Consider the following 16,957-nt stretch of genomic DNA (forward strand, 5'->3'; position numbering starts at 1 on the left):
GCTGGGTGCAAGGGATGCGATGGACGCCGGGGCGCTCCCTCTGGTATCGCAGACGACCCGAGATGGATCGGACACGAGGACACGCCACGATGAGCACGACCGCGACCCCCCAGACGAGCGCGCCGGCGCAACCGAACAGCCTGCGCACGGGCCCCGATGCGCGGGGACGCTTTGGCACGTTCGGCGGCCGGTTCGTTGCCGAGACCCTGATGCCGCTGGTTCAGGATCTGGAGGCCGCCTACGACGCGGCGCAGGCCGATCCGATGTTTCACGTGAAACTTTCCTATTATTTCCGCGACTATGTGGGCCGTCCCAGCCCGCTGTGGTTCGCGGAGCGGCTGACGGAGACCCTGGGCGGCGCCAAGGTCTATCTGAAGCGTGAGGAACTGAACCACACGGGCTCGCACAAGCTCAACAACGTCATGGGGCAGATTCTGCTGGCCCAGCGCATGGGCAAGACGCGCATCGTCGCGGAAACCGGCGCGGGACAGCACGGCGTGGCGACGGCGACGGTGTGCGCGCTGTTCGGCATGAAATGCGTGATCTACATGGGCGCGACCGACGTGGAGCGGCAGAAGCCCAATGTTTTTCGCATGCATCTGCTGGGGGCGGAGGTGAAGCCGGTGACGGCCGGTGCGGGCACGCTGAAGGATGCCATGAACGAGGCGATGCGCGACTGGGTCGCGAACGTTTCGGACACGTATTTTCTGGTCGGCACGGTGGCGGGACCGCATCCCTATCCGCGCATGGTGCGCGATTTCCAGTCCGTCATCGGGGAGGAGACGCGCACGCAGATGATGGAAGCGGAGGGCCGCCTGCCGGATTACATCGTCGCGGCCATCGGGGGTGGTTCGAATGCGATGGGCATTTTCCATCCGTTCCTCGACGAACCCGAGGTGAAGCTGATTGGCGTCGAGGCTGCCGGGCTTGGGCTGGATAGCGGCAAGACGGCCGCTTCCATCTCACGCGGGCGATCCGGCGTGCTGCATGGCAACCGCACCTATCTGTTGCAGGATGAGAACGGCCAGATCGAGGAGGCGCATTCGATCAGCGCGGGGCTGGATTATCCGGGCATCGGGCCGGAGCATTCCTGGCTCAACGATATCGGGCGTGCGGAATATGTGGGTGTCACGGATAGCGAGGCGCTGGAAGCCTTTCAGCTTCTGACGCGCACGGAGGGCATCATTCCCGCGCTGGAATGCGCGCATGGGCTTGCGCATGTCATGAAACTCGCGCCGACGCTGGATAAGGACAAGATCATCGTGCTCAACGTCTCCGGGCGCGGCGACAAGGACATCTTCACGGTGGCCAAGCATCTGGGAGTGGATCTGTGAGCCGTATCAAGACCCGTTTCGACGCTCTCAAGGCCGAGGGGCGCGGGGCGCTGATCCCCTATCTTCAGGCGTTCGATCCCGATCTGGAGACGTCCCTCGAACTGCTGAAGGCCATGCCTGCTGCGGGGGCCGATCTGATCGAGATCGGCGTTCCGTTCTCCGATCCGTCCGCCGATGGGCTCACCATTCAGGCGGCGGCGTTGCGCGGCCTGAAGGCGGGCGCGACGCTGACGCGCGTGCTGGAGATGGTGAAGCGTTTCCGTGAAGGCGACGATGCCACGCCGATCGTGCTGATGGGCTACCTGAACCCGATCGACAGCTACGGCCCGGCGCGCTTCTGCGCCGATGCGGCGGCGGCGGGTGTGGATGGGCTGATCGTCGTCGATCTGCCGCCGGAGGAGGCCGACCTGCTGGAGGACGACGCGCGGGCGAACGGGCTGGATATCGTCCGGCTGGTCGCGCCGAATACGTCTGACGCGCGGCTTCGGCAGATCCTGCCGGAGGCGAGCGGGTTCATCTATTACGTGAGCATCACCGGCATCACGGGGACGCGGACGGCGACGGAAGACGAACTGGCGGCGGCCATGCCGCGCATCCGGGCGGTCAGCGACCTGCCGGTGGCCGTGGGTTTCGGCATCCGCACGCCGTCGCAGGCGGCTGTCGCATCGCGCACGGGCGATGCGGCGGTGGTGGCCTCGGCCCTGATTACCACGCTGGCCGCGACGCTGGACGACGGGCGCGCCACGGACCAGACGGTGCCGCGCGTCCTGGGCCAGTTGCGGGAGCTGGCGGAGGCGGTGCGCGGCTGATTCAGGCCTGTTTGCGCAGGGCCAGGCCGAACATCACGGCGGAGACGCCGGCGATGATGAGTTCGATGGCGATCAGCGTGCCGATCAGGAACAGGCCGGACCAGGGCAGGGTCGCCCAGATGAGGATGCCGACGAGCAGCGTGATGATCGCGCTCAGCAGGATACTCCACCAGTTGCCGACGGTGCGGTGTCCGCTGATCCAGACCGCGCGGGCGATGCCGGCGAAGATCAGGCAGCCGGCCAGGAAGGCGGTGAGGAAGACGGAGCCGGTCGCGGGCTCCTCGATCATCAGCAGGCCGCCGAGGATGTAGAGCACGCCCCCGAGTGCGGCGAGCCACTGGTTCTGCACCGCAACGCGGCGATGGGCGAAGACCTGCGCCAGTTGCGCGATGCCGGCGACGACGAGCAGCACGCCGAGCACGACGACGCTGGCGAGGGTGGCCATGACGGCGTCGATCCATGCCAGGACGCCGAGCACGACGAGCACGACGCCGATGGCGATGAACGTCTCCGGCCGCAGGCTGGGCATCGGGCCGCCGCCGGGGAAACCGGACGGAAGGTTGCGGAAGTCTGACATAAGGGCTCCTTCTATTGCGTGTGGAAAATGATCCTCGGGCACTATAACGAGCGGCGTGGGCTTCGGATTGCGCGGGACACTGGTATTGCTTGCGTGGCGAGGGTAAAACGCGCGCCCAAGAGAATGAACATGCGGGGCGCGGAGCCTTCCTCCCCCCTTTCCCACCGCCTGTGGAGAATGATGAGATGAGTTGGCTGACCGATTACGTGCGCCCCAAGATTCGCGGCCTGTTGCAGCGCGAAGTGCCGGATAATCTCTGGACGAGTTGCGAGTCCTGCTCGCAGATGATTCTGGTGCGCGATCTGGAGAAGGCGCAGAAGGTCTGCCCGCATTGCGGCCATCACATGCGCGCCAGTGCGCTGGAGCGTCTGGCCTGGACGTTCGACAATGGTGAGTTCACGCGGATCGAGCTGCCGAAGGTGCCGGTCGATCCGTTGGGGTTTCGCGACAGCAAGCGCTATACCGAGCGCCTGAAGGAGCAGCGCGCCAAGTCGCATCTCGATGAATCGATGGTGGTGGCGCACGGCACGATCGGCGGCCAGAACGCGGTCGTGGCCGTGATGGCGTTCGAGTTCCTGTCGGGCACGATGGGTGCGGCGCTGGGTGAGGCGTTCGTGGCGGCGTGCCGCCTGGCCGTGTTGCAGAAGGCGCCGCTGATCGTGTTCACGGCATCGGGCGGGGCGCGGATGCAGGAAGGCGTGGTATCGCTGATGCAGATGCCACGCACGACCATCGGCGTGCAGATGCTCAACGATGCGCACCTGCCCTATATCGTGGTGCTGACGAACCCGACGACGGGGGGCGTTTCGGCCTCCTTCGCGATGCTGGGCGACATCCAGCTGGCCGAGCCGGAGGCGCTGATCGCCTTCACCGGGCCGCGCGTCATTCAGGACACGGTGCGCGAGAAGTTGCCGGAAGGTTTCCAGCGTTCGGAATATCTGCGCGATCACGGCATGGTGGACCGTGTGGTGAAGCGCACGGACCTGCATGAGGAACTGGGGCGGCTGATCGGGCTGCTGACCAAGCAGGTGCCCAATGCCACGCCGGGCGCCACGCTCGAGACGGCGGCCTGACGGAAGGCTTTTTTCCATGAACGCGACGGGCGCGCCGGTGACATTGAGCGACGAATATCAGGGCCGCGCCGGCGCGATCCTGGGGCGGTTGCAGGGGCTTTATCCGAAGCTGATCGACCTGTCGCTCGACCGGCTTCACGGTCTGCTGGCCAGGCTGGGCCATCCGGAGCGTGCGCTGCCGCCGGTCGTGCATGTGGCGGGCACCAACGGCAAGGGCAGCACCTGCGCCAATCTGCGCGCCATTGCCGAGGCGGCGGGATGGCGCGTGCATGTCATGACCAGCCCGCATCTGATCGACGTGACGGAGCGGTTCCGCCTTGCCGGGAAGCTGGTGAGCGAGGACGCGCTGGTGGCGGCGCTGGAGGAGGTCGAGCGCGTGAACGGGGATGCGCCGATCACGGTGTTCGAGGTGCTGACGGCGGCGGGGTTCCTGCTGTTTTCACGCACGCCGGCCGATCTGGCGATCATCGAGGTCGGGCTTGGCGGGCGGCTGGATGCGACGAACGTGATCGACCGGCCGGCGGCCTGCGCGATCACGGCGATCAGCCTGGATCATCAGGCGTTTCTCGGGGATACGCTGGACGCGATCGCGGCGGAGAAGGCCGGGATCATGAAGCCGGGCGTGCCCGTGGTCTGTGCGCCGCAGCGGCCGGAGGCGCTCGCCGTGTTGCGGGCGCGGGCGGCGGCGGTGGGAGCGCCGCTCTGGGTTCTGGGCGAGGATGTGCGTATTTCGGGGGCGAGCGCCCTCGCCTATTCCGATCCGCTGGGCGAGCTGTCCCTGCCCGCGCCGGCGTTGCGTGGCCCGCACCAGCACGACAATGCGGCGCTGGCCGTGGCGGCGTTGCGAGCGAGCCGCCTGCCCCTGCCCGACCGTGCCTGGGCCGGCATTGCAGCGGCGCGCTGGCCCGCGCGGATGCAGCGGCTGACGGGCGCGCTGGCGGCGCGGTTGCCGGATGGTTGGGAGCTTTGGCTGGATGGCGGCCACAATCCCGGCGCGGGTGACGTGCTGGCGGCGGTGCTGGCGGACTGGCGGGATCGGCCGGTGCATCTGGTGGTCGGGATGAAGCAGAGCAAGGATGTGCGCGGGTTTCTCGACCCGCTGCTGTCGGGTGCCACGACGGCGCAGGCGGTGGCCGAGCCGGGGCAGCATCTGGCGCTGGGGGTGGATGAGATCGTGGCGGCGTCCGGTGGCCGGGCGGTGCCGGGACCGACGGTTGGCGCAGCGCTGGCGCGGTTGCGGGCGGCGGGTGGCCCCCCGGCGCGGGTGCTGATCTGTGGCAGCCTGTATCTGGCGGGGCTGGTATTGGCGCAGGATGGCGCGGTGCTGGACTGACATACGCGGATGTCATGAAACGACATAAACGCGGGAATCGCTGATCGTCTTTCCTGAAAAAAGGCGATCGCGATGACTATCCTGATCTATCTGATCGTCGCGCTGGGTGGCGTGATGACGTCCATCCAGTCCGGCACCAATGCGCAACTGGCGAAATCTCTGGATCGGTCCTGGATGGTGGGACTATTCACCGGGGCGCTGACGGCGGCGGTGCTGGCCGTGGTGACGCTGGTTTCGCGCGAAGGACTGCCCAGCAGCGACAGGATCGCGGCGACGCCGTGGTGGGCGTGGACCGGGGGTTTGTGTGGTGCGGTTTACGTGGTGAGCACGCTGTTTTTTGCGCAGAAGCTGGGATCGGGCGTTTTCACGGGGCTGACGGTGACGGCGGGGATCGGGCGTTCCTGGGTGGGGCGTTGATGATTGGCGGGCTGGTGATGGTGTCCCGCTTCTGACGTCCGATGCCGCGCCGGAGGGGCGGCATCGGGGCGTGGGGCGTCAGTTCATCAGTTTTTCCTGCAGGTAGGTCATGGTCAGGGCCTGCGTGCGGGCGGATTGCTTGAGATCCGCGCCGGAGCCGTGGCCGCCTTCGGTATTTTCGTAATAGTAGAACGGCAGTTTCATCTCCTCCATCCGCGCGGCGAATTTGCGGGCGTGCTGGGGGCCGACGCGGTCGTCCTTGGTGGTGGTGAAGATGAAGGGCTCGGGGTATTTCACGTCCGCCTTCAGGTTCTGGTAGGGCGAGGTTTTCTGCCAGAAGGCCATGACGGCGGGGTCGGCGTTCACGTCGCCGTATTCGCCCTGCCAGGACGCGCCGGCGGCGATTTTCGAGATGCGGATCATGTCCAGCAGCGGGACCTGGATGACGACGGCGTTCCAGAGTTCCGGATGTTCCGTGAATTCCACGCCCATCAGCAGGCCGCCGTTGGAGCCGCCCTCGATGCCGAGGCGGCGTGGCGAGGTGATCTTGCGGGCGTCCAGATCCTTCGCGACGGCGGCGAAATCGTCGTAGATGACCTGTCGTCTGGTGGCGAGGCCGGCGTCGTGCCATTTCGGGCCGAATTCGCCGCCGCCGCGGATATTGGCCAGCACGAAGGCCCCGCCCCGCTCCAGCCACAGCTTGCCGATGGTGGCGGAATAGTAGGGCGTTTCGCTGACCTCGAAGCCGCCATAGGCGGTCATGAGGGTGGGTGTCTGGCCGTCGTAGCGGATATCTTTCCGGTGGACGATGAAATACGGGATTTTCGTGCCGTCCGTGGACGTGGCCTCGAACTGTTCCACGATGTCCTGCGTGGCGTCGAACTGCGCGGGCAGTGTCTTGACGGGTTCCAGCGTGCCTTTGGCCGTGTCCGACAGGTAGAGGGTGGAAGGTGTGAGGAAGCCGCTGGCGCCGAGGAAGGCGCGGTCGGATTTCACGTCGGTCGAGCCCCAGGAGATGGCCAGGTTGTCGGGCAACGGCAGGGTCTGCGTGCGCCACTGGTCGTGGGGATGGGGCTTGAGGACGGTGGCGCGGCCCTGAACGTTGTGCAGGGTGGCGAGGAGGACGTTGTTTCTGGTGGAGGTATGGCTGTCCATCGCGTCCTGCGGGCCGGGGGCCCAGACGGGTTTGGGGTCGAGGTTCTGCGGGTCGGCCAGCAGGGCGTCGCGGTTCACGGCGACGAGGGCGCCGGCGGGGTGGCCTTTCCAGGGTTCGTCGAGGGAGAGGATGACGCGGTTGTCCACCAGATCGACCACGTCCACCTTATCGGGGATGGCGAGGCGCTGGACGCCTTTGGGGGTGATGACGAAGGTCTGGTGGCGGAAGGTGTCCAGCGGGCGGACGATGATGGCCAGTTGGCGCCCCTGCCCGTCCTGCAGGACGGCGGGGGCGACGCCGTAGCCGCCGTCGTTTTTGTCGCCACGGTAGATTTCGATGGCCTGATCCAGTGACTGGCCGCGGGTGAGGCGTTTGACGATGAACGGGTAGCCGGAGGGCGTGACGTCGCCCGGTGTCCAGTCCGTTGCGATGAGGAGGTGGTTGGCGTCTTCCCACGCGATCTTGTGCTTGCCGCGCGGGAGGTGGAAGCCGTCCGGGACGAAGAGCTGGCGTGCGAGGTCGAATTCGCGGACCTCCACGGCGTCTTCCCCGCCGTTGGAGAGGGAGATCAGGCAGCGGTTTTCGTCCGGTTCCAGGCAGTTGCGGCCGCGCAGCACCCAGCTTTTGTTCTCCGCCTTGCCCAGCGCGTCGATATCCAGGACGGTGGACCATTGCGGGTGGGCGGTGCGGTAGCTGGCCAGTGTCGTCTTGCGCCAGATGCCGCGCAGGTGGTCCGCGTCTTGCCAGAAATTGAAGATCTGGCCGTGGGTGAAGGTTGGGGCCGGGATGCGGTCCTTGTTGGCGGCGACGGCGAGGGCTTGATCGTAAAGGGTTTTATAGCGCGGGTCGGCTTGCAGCCGCTGGGTGGTGGTAGCGTTGTGCGCGTTGACCCAATCCATGGCGCGGGGGGATGAGACGTCTTCCAGCCAGATGTTGGGGTCGTCCAGGGTGGCGGCGTGCGCGCCGGCGATGGCGGTGGAGGCGAGGAGCGCCGTGGCGGCGAGTTTGTGGCGGAGGGGCGACAAGGGGTGGGTGTCCTTCTTTCCGTGGCGGACGGCGTTGTTACGGAAAGAGAACAGCGGGTTTTGGGGTGGAGGGCAAGGGCCGTTTATCCGCGATGGCGTGGGGTCATGGAGAGGCCGGTAAGCGGTCGTTATTCTCGGGAATATCGTTATTGGAATATTGCGGCGGTCCGCTGAGATAATGCCCGTTACCGCTTCGCAAGGGATTCAGGAGCATGTTCTGCGGACGGCCGGAGACGACCGCGGGATTATTTTCAGGGTGGGACGGGGCGGAGCCGGTGTAAACTCCGGCGCAGCCGGACAGGCCGATCAGTGCCACGGCGGCGCATAGGGATGTTTTGTGAAATTTGTTTCGTTCAGGGGTGGTGGTCGGATTCAGAGTCTCGCGTGGAAATTTCATTTTTACTTTTCCTGATACGCTTATGCGATGCTTTCATTTTTATGATCGGTTTTTATTTTCGGTTCGAATATAGATTGTTTTGCTTAAACAACATTTTTCGTGCCGAGCCGGGCGTGCTTTTGGCGGAGATGGGGGGTGAGCGGAATGTCCGCTGTCAGGCAGCCAATTTGAGATGGCGGACATTCTTACGGCCACCCTACTTTGACGGCTATGCGCATCTCAGACATTCAGGTGCCTGTATGAGCTTTCCGCCATTGGGCATGAGCATCGCTATAGGCAGCATGACCGGACTCAGCGGACAAGCGACCGGCAGCTAAGGGCTTTACGATGTTGTTGGCTACCGCCCGGTAATTGATGGATTTTTCTAGGTCCAGAAGCGGAACGAAGAATAAAGCAAGCAGTCCCAACGACCATTGGGACAAATATAGGGGGGAGAAAGACCCTCGTAATAACTCTGTTATACGTTATTGATATCTACTCGGCCACCGCCTGGAACATCTCAACCTGTGTCATGTAGCAGGTTAGATCGGTCGACTCTCCAGTTGATACCGAATCGTAAGCCGCTTGTAGCTTCGCCGCTGGCGTACCCTTCGGCATAAAGCGGAACACGCTCGCGGCAAGATAGTCCTGCCGTTCTTCGAAGGCGAGCCAACGCCTGCCCTCAATTTCGGCGACCGAACCCGTGGTGTTCGAGCCCGCGAAGATATCGAGGACAGTGTCACCGGGATCAGTCAGGAAACGGATGAAGAACTCGGGCAGTCTGGCCGGGAAACGTGCCGGATGCCGATCAGCACCCACCAGCTTACAACCTGCCACGTATCCGCCGTTCGATTCCGTGTTGGGGATCTGCAGCAGGTTGGACGGGATCGCGCCGCCGTTGTCTTTGGCAAAGCCTTTCCCTATATCATGACCGGAAGGACGCACGGCCGGTTTATAGAATTTGTCCGGATCTTCCATCAGCTTACGCATGCGGTCGGAGTATGGCGCGAGAACCTTACTCACATCTGCCTTCGGCCACTCGGTCTTGGAGAACCACCAAAGGTTGTTAACCGAATCCTTGGCGCGAATCTTCCGCTTGTTTACCCACTCGATCGGGCTTGGCAGCTTGGCCGGATTGAACCAGTAGAAGTCCTCCGCGAGGAAAAAACCGATCTCGTCACAGAAACGAATCGGCAGCCGGAGATGATAGAGACTGCGCGCCGGAACGCCCTTCTGATAGGCTCCGCCCACGTCCATAACGAGGCTACCAGTCGGCTTCAGCTTGGCAAAGACGAGACGAGCGAAGTCCATCAGCCAGTCGAGGTAATCGGCCTGATCCAATCCGCCATACACCTTATGACGTTGAAGGGCGAATGGCGGCGAGGTCATCACCAAATCGAGACTATCGTCGGGCAATGCCTCAAGAAGCTGACGCGAGTCACCGCAGTATGCCGCACCACCTAAGGTCGTGTAACTCGGCCGTAGTCCTTCGATTTTGAAACCCGCCAACAGACAATCCTCTCAATCACACCCATAGTGTGTAGACTCATAGTGGTCTTTTTTCAACCCTGCGCGGGTGAAATTGTGTCCCTCGAATCCTGTACGTGAAGCTGTCGCGGCCAACCTGCGCAAGATGCGGGCAGAGCGCAACCTAAGCCAAGAGGCGCTCGCCGATTTGGCGGGCGTCCACCGCAATTACCTTGGTGGCATCGAACGGTGCGAGCGGAACGTCGGTTTGGATAACCTTTCGAAACTGGCCTCGGCCCTTGGTGTGACGGTTGCGGAGCTTGTCGGCTGATGGCGAAGCACCCCGACTGGGATAAGCTCGAGAAGCTCATGCCCGCCGTGCGCGAGTTTCAGGCGCTCGCGAGCGAACACGGCATCGACGACGTGTTTCAGGACAATGGCGGCAAAATTCTACAAATGCTGCTGGCGCTGAATCTACAGGGAATTCCTGGCCGTGAGGGCAACGACGCGGTCGATATTGAAGGCCGAGAGTATGAACTTAAAAGCGTCAACATCCATTTAACCGCGGGGTTTTCCACGAACCACCATGTCAACATTCCAATCATAGAAAAATATCGTCAGGCGCAGTGGGTATTTGCGGTTTATGAAGGGATCGAAATGCGCCGCGCCTTTGCTGTAGCCACTGAAAAGCTTGAAGCGCATTTCTCCAAATGGGAGAAACAGCGGACGGAAACCGGAAAAGACATCAATAATCCGAAAATCCCGCTCAATTTTGTCTGCAATAACGGCGAGACACTTTATGACGACGGCAGGCCGCTCGATCTTAAGGCGGCCGCTGCCATTCGTCGCGAACGCACAAAGGAATCTGCCAATCGGCGCAAAGCTAAAGCCGAAGCTGTTGCTGATCTCAGGGGCGACCCGGCAGTAGGCGACAACCCCGTAGCAGTCGTGCGCCGACGAGAGAAGCGTCAGACTAGATAGTTTCCTGCTGAGCCATTTACTGCTTGCCCTGATCCTTGCGCACAGGCACAGCCATCCAGCACGTAGACAAATATGATAAAGAAGAGGAGCCGGGCGTCTACGAATTAGGCGACGGCACAGTCTCAAGCTCGGCTGAAAAGCAACCTACAGATTATCACAGCTTTTGGGATGCAGGGAACGACGGTTGAACGACCGGCATGCCGGCGAGAGCAGCATTGCATCTTCTTGCTTGAAGCCTCCGGTCAAGACCGGAGTGGACAGCGGAATACCCGCTGATGAAATCGGTTAGCAAAAAGCTGACATTCGAATGCATGATGCTTGAAACCACCATGCGCCCTTTATTGTGGGCCACGATCATGAACTCCTTTGCGTCGCAGCCTTGCTAAGGGCTTGCGGGCGGGAGAGTTCATGAAAGGCGGGGTATCCATTTCGTCAGGTTTGGGCGGGCGGGAGGCCCGCGCCGCGTTGGGTCGGGTCAGAAGGCGGTGGAGATCGTTCCGGTCATGGTGAAGCGTGGCGTGACCATGAAGGAATTGCCGTAGCCGGTGTAGGACGGGCGGCTGGCGTTCCAGACGGTGCTGGTGTCGTTACGGCTGTAGATTGCGCCCATGGCGCCGATGCGTTCGATCGAGCCGGTGAGGTTGGTGAAGTTCAGCTTGAAGGTGGGGGATTTCACGAAGCCGAAGGGCTTGAAGTGGTAGCCGAGGGAGAGCGTGTCGGTCACGTAGCCGGGCATGCGCTGGTCGCCTGCGACGGCGACGTTCTGGGGGCCGGTGTAGTGCACGCTGGCGTTGGAGAAGAAGCCTTTATAGACGTAGGTGAGGCCGAAATTCGCCATGACGTGTGGGGCCATGATGGCCTGTGTGCCGGCGGAATGCAGCATGATGTTCTGGTAGGGGTCGAAGACGTTCGAGTCCTGCGAGGCGTGGAGGTATTCGACCGAGGCGTAGGGGCTGAAGCCGTGGATGGAGCGGCCGGCGATCATGAAGTCGAAGCCGCGCATCTGCTGGTTGCCGATGGAGAACGGCGAATAGTTGTTCATGCCGATGTATTGATCGACGATGCGGTTGGTGACGTTATAGTTGAAGAACGACGCGTCGATCATGAAATACTGGTTGTGGTAGCGCCAGCCGAGTTCTTCCTTGATGGAATACTGGTTTTTCGGAATCGCGACGTCGGTGTAGAGCCAGCCGAGATCGACCTGGCTGGGCTGGCGGTAGTCGCCTTCGACGTTGAGGTAGACCTGGTTCTGGTCGTTGATCTGGTAGCCGATCTGGAGTTGCGGCAGGGGTTCGGTGCGGTTGGCGGACTGGCGACCGAAATAGTCCTTGTTCCAGGTATTGGACATCACGAACTTGAAGCCGCCGTGGATGGTCAGGCGGTCGTTGAGATATTTCGCGGTGTCTTCGATGAACAGGGAATGGATTTCGTAACCGGCGTCCTGTTTATCGTCGTCCGAATAGCGGAAGGCCATGTTGGACGGGTTGGGGGCGCCGCCGCCGGGGAGAGCGTAGCTCTGCGGGTAGGATTGCAGGGTGTAGTTGTTTTCGTACCAGTAGCCCAGCGAGATCGTGTTGTGGCTGTCCGGCTGCCAGTTGAGGCGGGCGGTGGCGCCGACCTGTCGTGTGGCGTTCTGGTCGAAATAATTGATGAGGTTGCGTGTGGCGCCGTTGGCGTCCGTCACCGGGTCGAGGGGTGAGGCGTCGTAGCCGGTGCCGTAGCTGAAATAGGGCTGGAGGTCGAAGGAGAAGTGGTCCGGCAGGGCGATATGGATCGGCGCGGTCAGGAAGACCTGGTTCCAATGATCGTTGTTGTTTTTCCAGTAGTTGGGATTTGCCGGGTCGGCGGAGCGGCCGTAGCCCTGGCCGGTGTGTTTGTAGGCGTAGAATTCCTGCGCCGTCGGGTAGTTGTCGATGACGAAGTTTTCGTTGTTCCAGGAGACGAAGGCCTTGGCGTAGGAGCCGTTCTCCCAGTCTTTCTGCATGCCGAAATCGATGTGTTTGCGGTCGTTGATGCCGGAGCCGATCCAGCTGCGGGTATGGGTATTGGAGAAGGAGAAGAAGCTGCGCACGCCGGTATGGCCGATTTCGCCGGATTCGAGGCGGATGAATTCGCGCGAGAGGTTGTTGGTGCCGTAGGAGAAGTCCACGAGGCCGCCGAATTTCCTGTCCGGCGTGTGGGAGGTTTCCTGCAGGACGCCGGCGGCGGCGGAGATGACGGGCAGGTTGGTGGCGGCGCTGCCGGGGGTGAGGCTGACTTCCTCGAGGTTTTCGGAATCGATGTTTTCGGAGAGGTATTTGGCGGCGGCGGCGGGTGCGCCGTCGAGCAGCAGGCCCATATCGAGATCGGTGAGGCCGCGGGTCTGGATCTGGCCACCTTCCATGCCGTAGGCGTCCGGCTGGGAGACGTTGACGCTGGGCAGGGTCTGGATGAGGTCCAGCGCGTTGCTGGTGGGCGAGCGCATCTCGATATACTGCTTGTCCACCGTCTGCACGGCGCGCGGGGCGGTTTCGATGCGCATCATGCCGCCGCCGCCGTTCAGGGCGCGGCGGGAGGTGACGACGGAGATGGTTTCGGCCTGGCGCGCTTCCATGGCGCGGGGCTTCGCCGGAGCGGCTTTCGGTTGGGCGACCTGCGGTTGGGTGGCCTGTGGTTTGGCCGGGGTTGTCTGGTGGCTGCGGCGATGTTTGGCAGGTGTCGTCGCTGCCAGGGCGTTTGCGCCGGTCATGCCGATCAGACACGAGAGCATGTAGAGCCGTTTTTGACGCAGGGCGCGGCGAACTGCCATGGAAAGAACCTTCAATCAGTAAAACCCGGGGCCGCCCGTGACGGGCGACTTTGTTTATCGGGAAAAACTGACCGTCTCGGCAACAAAAAGACAGATTTGTGACAGCGATCGCCAGTCGCCCGTTGCCAAAAGATCACGTTCGGAACGTTACGCGTCGATATCCAATCCGATATCCAGTGCGGTGACGCTATGGGTGAGCCAGCCGAGCGAGAGGATATCGACGCCGGTCTCGGCGATGGAGCGCGCGGTTTGCGGCGTGATGCCGCCGGAGGCTTCGGCGATGGCGCGGCCGTCGATCATCCTGACGGCGTCGCGCAGGGTTGGGGGTGGCATGTTGTCCAGCAGGTAGGCGTCCGCGCCGCCGGCGTCGAGGGCGTCTCGGAGCTGGTCCAGCGTGTCCACCTCCAGTTCGATCTTCATCAGGTGCCCTGCCCTCTCCCGCGCGCCTTCCAGCGCGGGGCGGACGCCGCCGCAAAGGGCGATGTGGTTGTCCTTGATGAGGATGGCGTCGTCCAGCCGGTAGCGGTGGTTCGAGCCGCCGCCGGCCTTGACGGCGTATTTCTGCAGGGCGCGCATGCCGGGCATGGTCTTGCGCGTGCAGCAGACGCGGGCCTTCGTCCCCTGCACGGCTTCGACGACGGTGTGGGTGGCGGTGGCGATGCCGCTGAGGTGGGAGAGCAGGTTGAGGGCGACGCGCTCGCCGCCGAGCACGGTTTCGGCTCTGGCCTCGATGACGGCGAGTATATCGCCGGGCTGGACGACGTGGCCGTCATTGCGTTCGCTGTGGAAGCGGGCATGGGTGTCCAGCAGCGAGAAGGACAGGCGGGCGGCGCTCATGCCCGCGACGACGCCGTGCTGACGGGCGCAGAAGATGGCGCGCAGGCGTTGGCCGGGCTGGGCGATGGCCTGGGTGGTGGCGTCGCCGCCCGTCCCGAGGTCCTCGAGCAGGCCGGCGCGGACGATGGGTTCCCACATGATGTCCGGCAGGGGGGAGAGATTCATCCGACGCGCTCCAGCGGTTGCGGCATGACATGCGACAGGGTGATCCGGCGGCGCAGCGGGGCCGTTGCGGGATCGGGGAAATCGGTGCGGTGGTGGCTGCCGCGGCTTTCGCGGCGCAGCAGGGCGGCGCGGGCGATCAGCGCGCCGACGAGGGCGTGATCGTCGGTTGCGACCCAGGGTGTCAGGCGGTCGAGCAGGCGGGACAGGCCGGGGGCGTCCCGCAGGATGCCGGCCTCCGCGCTCATCCACACGCCGATATCGCGGGCTGTGTGGTCCGGCGCGGGGCCGGTGGGCATGGCGTGGTCCGTGGCATCGACCGGGGCGAAGCGGTGGCCCGACCAGTCCCGCGCGACGTCGCGGCCGGTCAGGAAGGCTTCGAGCAGCGAATTGCTGGCGAGGCGGTTGGCGCCGTGCAGCCCGGTGCAGGCGGCTTCCCCGCAGGCCCAGAGGCCGTCGATGCTGCTGCGGCCATGAGGGTCCGTCGCGATGCCGCCCATGTGGTAATGGACCGCCGGGCGCACGGGGATGGGTTCGCGGGAAGGGTCGATGCCGGCGGCGCGGCAGGCGGCGTCGATGCCGGGGAAATGGGTGCCGAAATGCGGGCCGAGGGCGGTTCGGGCATCGAGAAAGACGCGGTGCCCGGCGTGCTGGTGGGCGGCCACGGCGCGGGAGACGACATCGCGCGGGGCGAGTTCGTCGGTGAATCGCGCGCCGGTTTCGTCGATCAGCGTGGCGCCGGCGCCGCGCACGGCTTCGCTGATGAGCGGGCGGCGGCCGATGGCGGCGGTGTCCAGCGACGTGGGGTGGAACTGCACGAATTCCATGTCCGCCAGTTCCACGCCGGCGCGGGCGGCGGCGGCGAGGCCGAGGCCGCGATTGCCGCCGGGGCTGGTGGCGGCGGCGTAAAGCGCGCCGGTGCCGCCGCTGGCGATGGCGCAGGCGGTGGTCGGCAGGAAATGATTCAGGCCGTCGTGACGGAGCCAGACGCCGCGCAGTCTGCCGTCCGGGGCGTCGAGGCCGCGCAGGGTGGCGCCTTCCAGCACGACGATGCGGGGGGTGGCGCGCACGCGGTCGATCAGCGCGCGCATGATGGCGGCGCCGCTGCGGTCGTGCGCATGGGCGATGCGCGGATGGGCGTGGGCGGCTTCGAGATGCAGGTCGAGCGTGCCGTCCGGGCGGCGGTCGAAGGCGACGCCCCAGTCCAGCAGGCGCTGGATGGCGGCGGGGCCGTCCTGCGTCATGTGGTGGACGGTCTGCGGATCGCACAGGCCCGCGCCGGCGGCGAGCGTGTCGGCGGCGTGTCGGGCGGGGCTGTCCTGCGGGTCGAGGGCGGCGGCGATGCCGCCTTGCGCCAGGGCGCTGGCGGCATCCTGGCCCAGCGGGCCGGGGCTGAGCAGGACGCATGGGCCATCGTAATGCAGCGCCACCGAAAGCCCGGCGAGGCCCGCGCCGGCGATGACCGGCAACCCGGCGAGGCGGGAGAGGTTCATGGCGTCAGATCGCCAGCATGCGTTCGACGGCGCGCCGGGCCGCGGGAAACAGGTCGGCGGGGATTTCCACCGGCGTCGTCATGGTTTCCAGGGCGTGGCGGATGGCGGGCAGCGTGATGCGCTTCATGTGCGGGCAGAGGTTGCAGGGACGCACGAATTCGGTGTGGGGGTTCTGGGTGGCGAGGTTGTCGCTCATGGAGCATTCCGTCACCAGCAGCACTTTCTTCGGCTGTTCCCGGGCGACGAGATTCTGCATGTCTGCCGTGGAGCCGGAATAATCGGCTTCTGCCACCACTTCCGGCGGGCATTCGGGATGGGCGAGGACGACCACGCCGGGGTGCATGCGGCGGTACTGGCGGACTTCCAGCGGGGTGAATTTTTCGTGCACCTCGCAATGGCCCGGCCAGGTCAGCATCTCGATGCCGGTCTGCTTCTGGATGTTCTTCGCCAGGAATTCGTCCGGGATCATGATGACGCGATCGGTGTTCCATTCGCGTGCCACGGTTTCGACCACGCGTTTGGCGTTGCCGGAGGTGCAGCAGACGTCCGTTTCCGCTTTCACGGCGGCGGAACTGTTCACGTAGGTGATGACGGGCACGCCGGGATAGGTGCGCTTCAGGGCGCGGACGTTCTCGGCGGTGATCGACTCGGCCAGGGAGCAGCCGGCGCGGGAATCCGGGATGAGCACCGTCTTGTGCGGGTTCATCAGCTTGGCGGTTTCGGCCATGAAGTGCACGCCGGCCATGACGATGACCGACGCATCGGTGTTCTGCGCCTCACGCGCCAGGGCGAGACTGTCGCCGCGGATATCGGAAACGCAGTGGAAGATTTCCGGCGTCTGGTAGTTATGCGCGAGGATGACGGCGTTGCGTTCGCGCTTGAGCCGGAGGATGGCCTCGATATCGTCGGCGAAGCGCGTCTCCCAGTCGGCGCGCGTCATGAGACGGGCGAGCGGCGCGAACAACGCGTCACGCGGTGGGATGTGGATCGGCGCGAACTGGTCCATTTTTCCTCCGGTTATGCTCATTTGGAGCATAAGTAGGATATAATGTTTGGTCGCGATAGCAATTGGGATGTGAATCGGATCTGTCAAGCGCACGGTTGCGTGAGTGAAGGTGGTTCGGGAAAC

General features: G+C 64.2%; 15 protein-coding genes. 7 read left to right on the plus strand and 8 right to left on the minus strand.

The genetic code is table 11. The features are described from left to right. The first annotated feature begins 89 nt into the window (after positions 1-89). Positions 90-1,334, plus strand: a complete 1,245-nt coding sequence (gene trpB / locus A0U93_RS08715) for a tryptophan synthase subunit beta (RefSeq protein ID WP_077807013.1) — start codon at positions 90-92, stop codon at positions 1,332-1,334. Next, positions 1,331-2,143 carry a tryptophan synthase subunit alpha gene (trpA, locus tag A0U93_RS08720; protein ID WP_077807014.1) on the plus strand — a complete coding sequence of 271 codons (813 nt, stop codon included), beginning with the start codon at positions 1,331-1,333 and terminating at the stop codon, positions 2,141-2,143. Before trpB ends, trpA begins: the two co-directional genes overlap by 4 nt. A 1-nt stretch (position 2,144) precedes the next feature. On the opposite strand, the gene A0U93_RS08725 is transcribed toward trpA, so the two are convergent. Further along, positions 2,145-2,720, minus strand: a complete 576-nt coding sequence (locus A0U93_RS08725; protein WP_077807015.1) for an HdeD family acid-resistance protein — start codon at positions 2,718-2,720, stop codon at positions 2,145-2,147. Between the two features lie 185 nt (positions 2,721-2,905). Between A0U93_RS08725 and accD the strand changes: the two genes are divergently transcribed. From accD to A0U93_RS08740, 3 genes are all read left to right on the plus strand, one after another. Further along, positions 2,906-3,793, plus strand: coding sequence for an acetyl-CoA carboxylase, carboxyltransferase subunit beta (gene accD / locus A0U93_RS08730; protein WP_077807016.1), 888 nt, complete (start codon positions 2,906-2,908; stop codon positions 3,791-3,793). A gap of 16 nt (positions 3,794-3,809) precedes the next feature. Continuing rightward, a complete protein-coding gene (locus A0U93_RS08735; RefSeq protein WP_077807017.1) occupies positions 3,810-5,126 on the plus strand; it encodes a bifunctional folylpolyglutamate synthase/dihydrofolate synthase in 1,317 nt (438 codons plus the stop codon). A 72-nt stretch (positions 5,127-5,198) separates the two neighbouring features. Beyond that, on the plus strand, positions 5,199-5,543 hold the full coding sequence (locus tag A0U93_RS08740; RefSeq protein WP_077807018.1) for a DMT family transporter: 345 nt from the start codon (positions 5,199-5,201) through the stop codon (positions 5,541-5,543). A 78-nt stretch (positions 5,544-5,621) separates the two neighbouring features. On the opposite strand, the gene A0U93_RS08745 is transcribed toward A0U93_RS08740, so the two are convergent. The 3 genes from A0U93_RS08745 to A0U93_RS08755 all read right to left on the minus strand — a co-directional run bounded on the left by A0U93_RS08745 (position 5,622) and on the right by A0U93_RS08755 (position 9,609). After that, positions 5,622-7,724: a prolyl oligopeptidase family serine peptidase gene (locus tag A0U93_RS08745; protein ID WP_077807019.1), complete on the minus strand. Its 2,103-nt coding sequence runs from the start codon at positions 7,722-7,724 to the stop codon at positions 5,622-5,624. 103 nt (positions 7,725-7,827) lie between these two features. Then, positions 7,828-8,121 (minus strand): hypothetical protein, encoded by a 294-nt coding sequence (locus A0U93_RS08750; protein ID WP_077807020.1) that lies wholly within the window; start codon positions 8,119-8,121, stop codon positions 7,828-7,830. A 474-nt stretch (positions 8,122-8,595) separates the two neighbouring features. After that, a complete protein-coding gene (locus A0U93_RS08755) occupies positions 8,596-9,609 on the minus strand; it encodes a DNA-methyltransferase (RefSeq protein WP_245824789.1) in 1,014 nt (337 codons plus the stop codon). A 67-nt stretch (positions 9,610-9,676) separates the two neighbouring features. Here A0U93_RS08755 and A0U93_RS16425 point away from each other — a divergent pair, with 67 nt between their 5' ends. Both A0U93_RS16425 and A0U93_RS08760 read left to right on the plus strand, forming a co-directional pair. After that, on the plus strand, positions 9,677-9,898 hold the full coding sequence (locus A0U93_RS16425; RefSeq protein ID WP_255318291.1) for a helix-turn-helix domain-containing protein: 222 nt from the start codon (positions 9,677-9,679) through the stop codon (positions 9,896-9,898). Then, positions 9,898-10,548 carry a PDDEXK family nuclease gene (locus A0U93_RS08760; protein WP_169852725.1) on the plus strand — a complete coding sequence of 217 codons (651 nt, stop codon included), beginning with the start codon at positions 9,898-9,900 and terminating at the stop codon, positions 10,546-10,548. Before A0U93_RS16425 ends, A0U93_RS08760 begins: the two co-directional genes overlap by 1 nt. Before the next feature lie 475 nt (positions 10,549-11,023). Here A0U93_RS08760 and A0U93_RS08765 read toward each other — a convergent pair whose 3' ends face one another. The 4 genes from A0U93_RS08765 to nadA all read right to left on the minus strand — a co-directional run bounded on the left by A0U93_RS08765 (position 11,024) and on the right by nadA (position 16,834). Then, complete coding sequence (locus A0U93_RS08765; protein ID WP_077807022.1) at positions 11,024-13,336, minus strand: TonB-dependent receptor; 2,313 nt, start codon at positions 13,334-13,336, stop codon at positions 11,024-11,026. A 147-nt stretch (positions 13,337-13,483) separates the two neighbouring features. Continuing rightward, complete coding sequence (gene nadC / locus A0U93_RS08770) at positions 13,484-14,338, minus strand: carboxylating nicotinate-nucleotide diphosphorylase (protein WP_077807023.1); 855 nt, start codon at positions 14,336-14,338, stop codon at positions 13,484-13,486. Continuing rightward, on the minus strand, positions 14,335-15,828 hold the full coding sequence (locus tag A0U93_RS08775) for an L-aspartate oxidase (protein WP_077807024.1): 1,494 nt from the start codon (positions 15,826-15,828) through the stop codon (positions 14,335-14,337). The genes nadC and A0U93_RS08775 overlap by 4 nt, the downstream gene beginning before the upstream one ends. Before the next feature lie 4 nt (positions 15,829-15,832). Continuing rightward, on the minus strand, positions 15,833-16,834 hold the full coding sequence (gene nadA, locus A0U93_RS08780) for a quinolinate synthase NadA (protein ID WP_077807025.1): 1,002 nt from the start codon (positions 16,832-16,834) through the stop codon (positions 15,833-15,835). Positions 16,835-16,957: the final 123 nt, after the last annotated feature.

The sequence above is a fragment of the Neoasaia chiangmaiensis genome (genome assembly GCF_002005465.1).
Classification (GTDB): Bacteria; Pseudomonadota; Alphaproteobacteria; order Acetobacterales; family Acetobacteraceae; genus Neoasaia; species Neoasaia chiangmaiensis.

Excerpts from the sequence above, each read along its gene's own strand:
- nadA (WP_077807025.1), bottom strand. The coding sequence starts at position 16,834 with ATGGACCAGTTCGCGCCGATCCACATCCCACCGCGTGACGCGTTGTTC.
- A0U93_RS08725 (WP_077807015.1), bottom strand. The coding sequence starts at position 2,720 with ATGTCAGACTTCCGCAACCTTCCGTCCGGTTTCCCCGGCGGCGGCCCG.
- nadC (WP_077807023.1), bottom strand. The coding sequence starts at position 14,338 with ATGAATCTCTCCCCCCTGCCGGACATCATGTGGGAACCCATCGTCCGC.
- A0U93_RS08760 (WP_169852725.1), top strand. The coding sequence starts at position 9,898 with ATGGCGAAGCACCCCGACTGGGATAAGCTCGAGAAGCTCATGCCCGCC.
- trpB (WP_077807013.1), top strand. The coding sequence starts at position 90 with ATGAGCACGACCGCGACCCCCCAGACGAGCGCGCCGGCGCAACCGAAC.
- A0U93_RS08740 (WP_077807018.1), top strand. The coding sequence starts at position 5,199 with ATGACTATCCTGATCTATCTGATCGTCGCGCTGGGTGGCGTGATGACG.
- A0U93_RS08750 (WP_077807020.1), bottom strand. The coding sequence starts at position 8,121 with ATGAAATTTCCACGCGAGACTCTGAATCCGACCACCACCCCTGAACGA.
- accD (WP_077807016.1), top strand. The coding sequence starts at position 2,906 with ATGAGTTGGCTGACCGATTACGTGCGCCCCAAGATTCGCGGCCTGTTG.
- A0U93_RS08775 (WP_077807024.1), bottom strand. The coding sequence starts at position 15,828 with ATGAACCTCTCCCGCCTCGCCGGGTTGCCGGTCATCGCCGGCGCGGGC.
- A0U93_RS08735 (WP_077807017.1), top strand. The coding sequence starts at position 3,810 with ATGAACGCGACGGGCGCGCCGGTGACATTGAGCGACGAATATCAGGGC.
- A0U93_RS08765 (WP_077807022.1), bottom strand. The coding sequence starts at position 13,336 with ATGGCAGTTCGCCGCGCCCTGCGTCAAAAACGGCTCTACATGCTCTCG.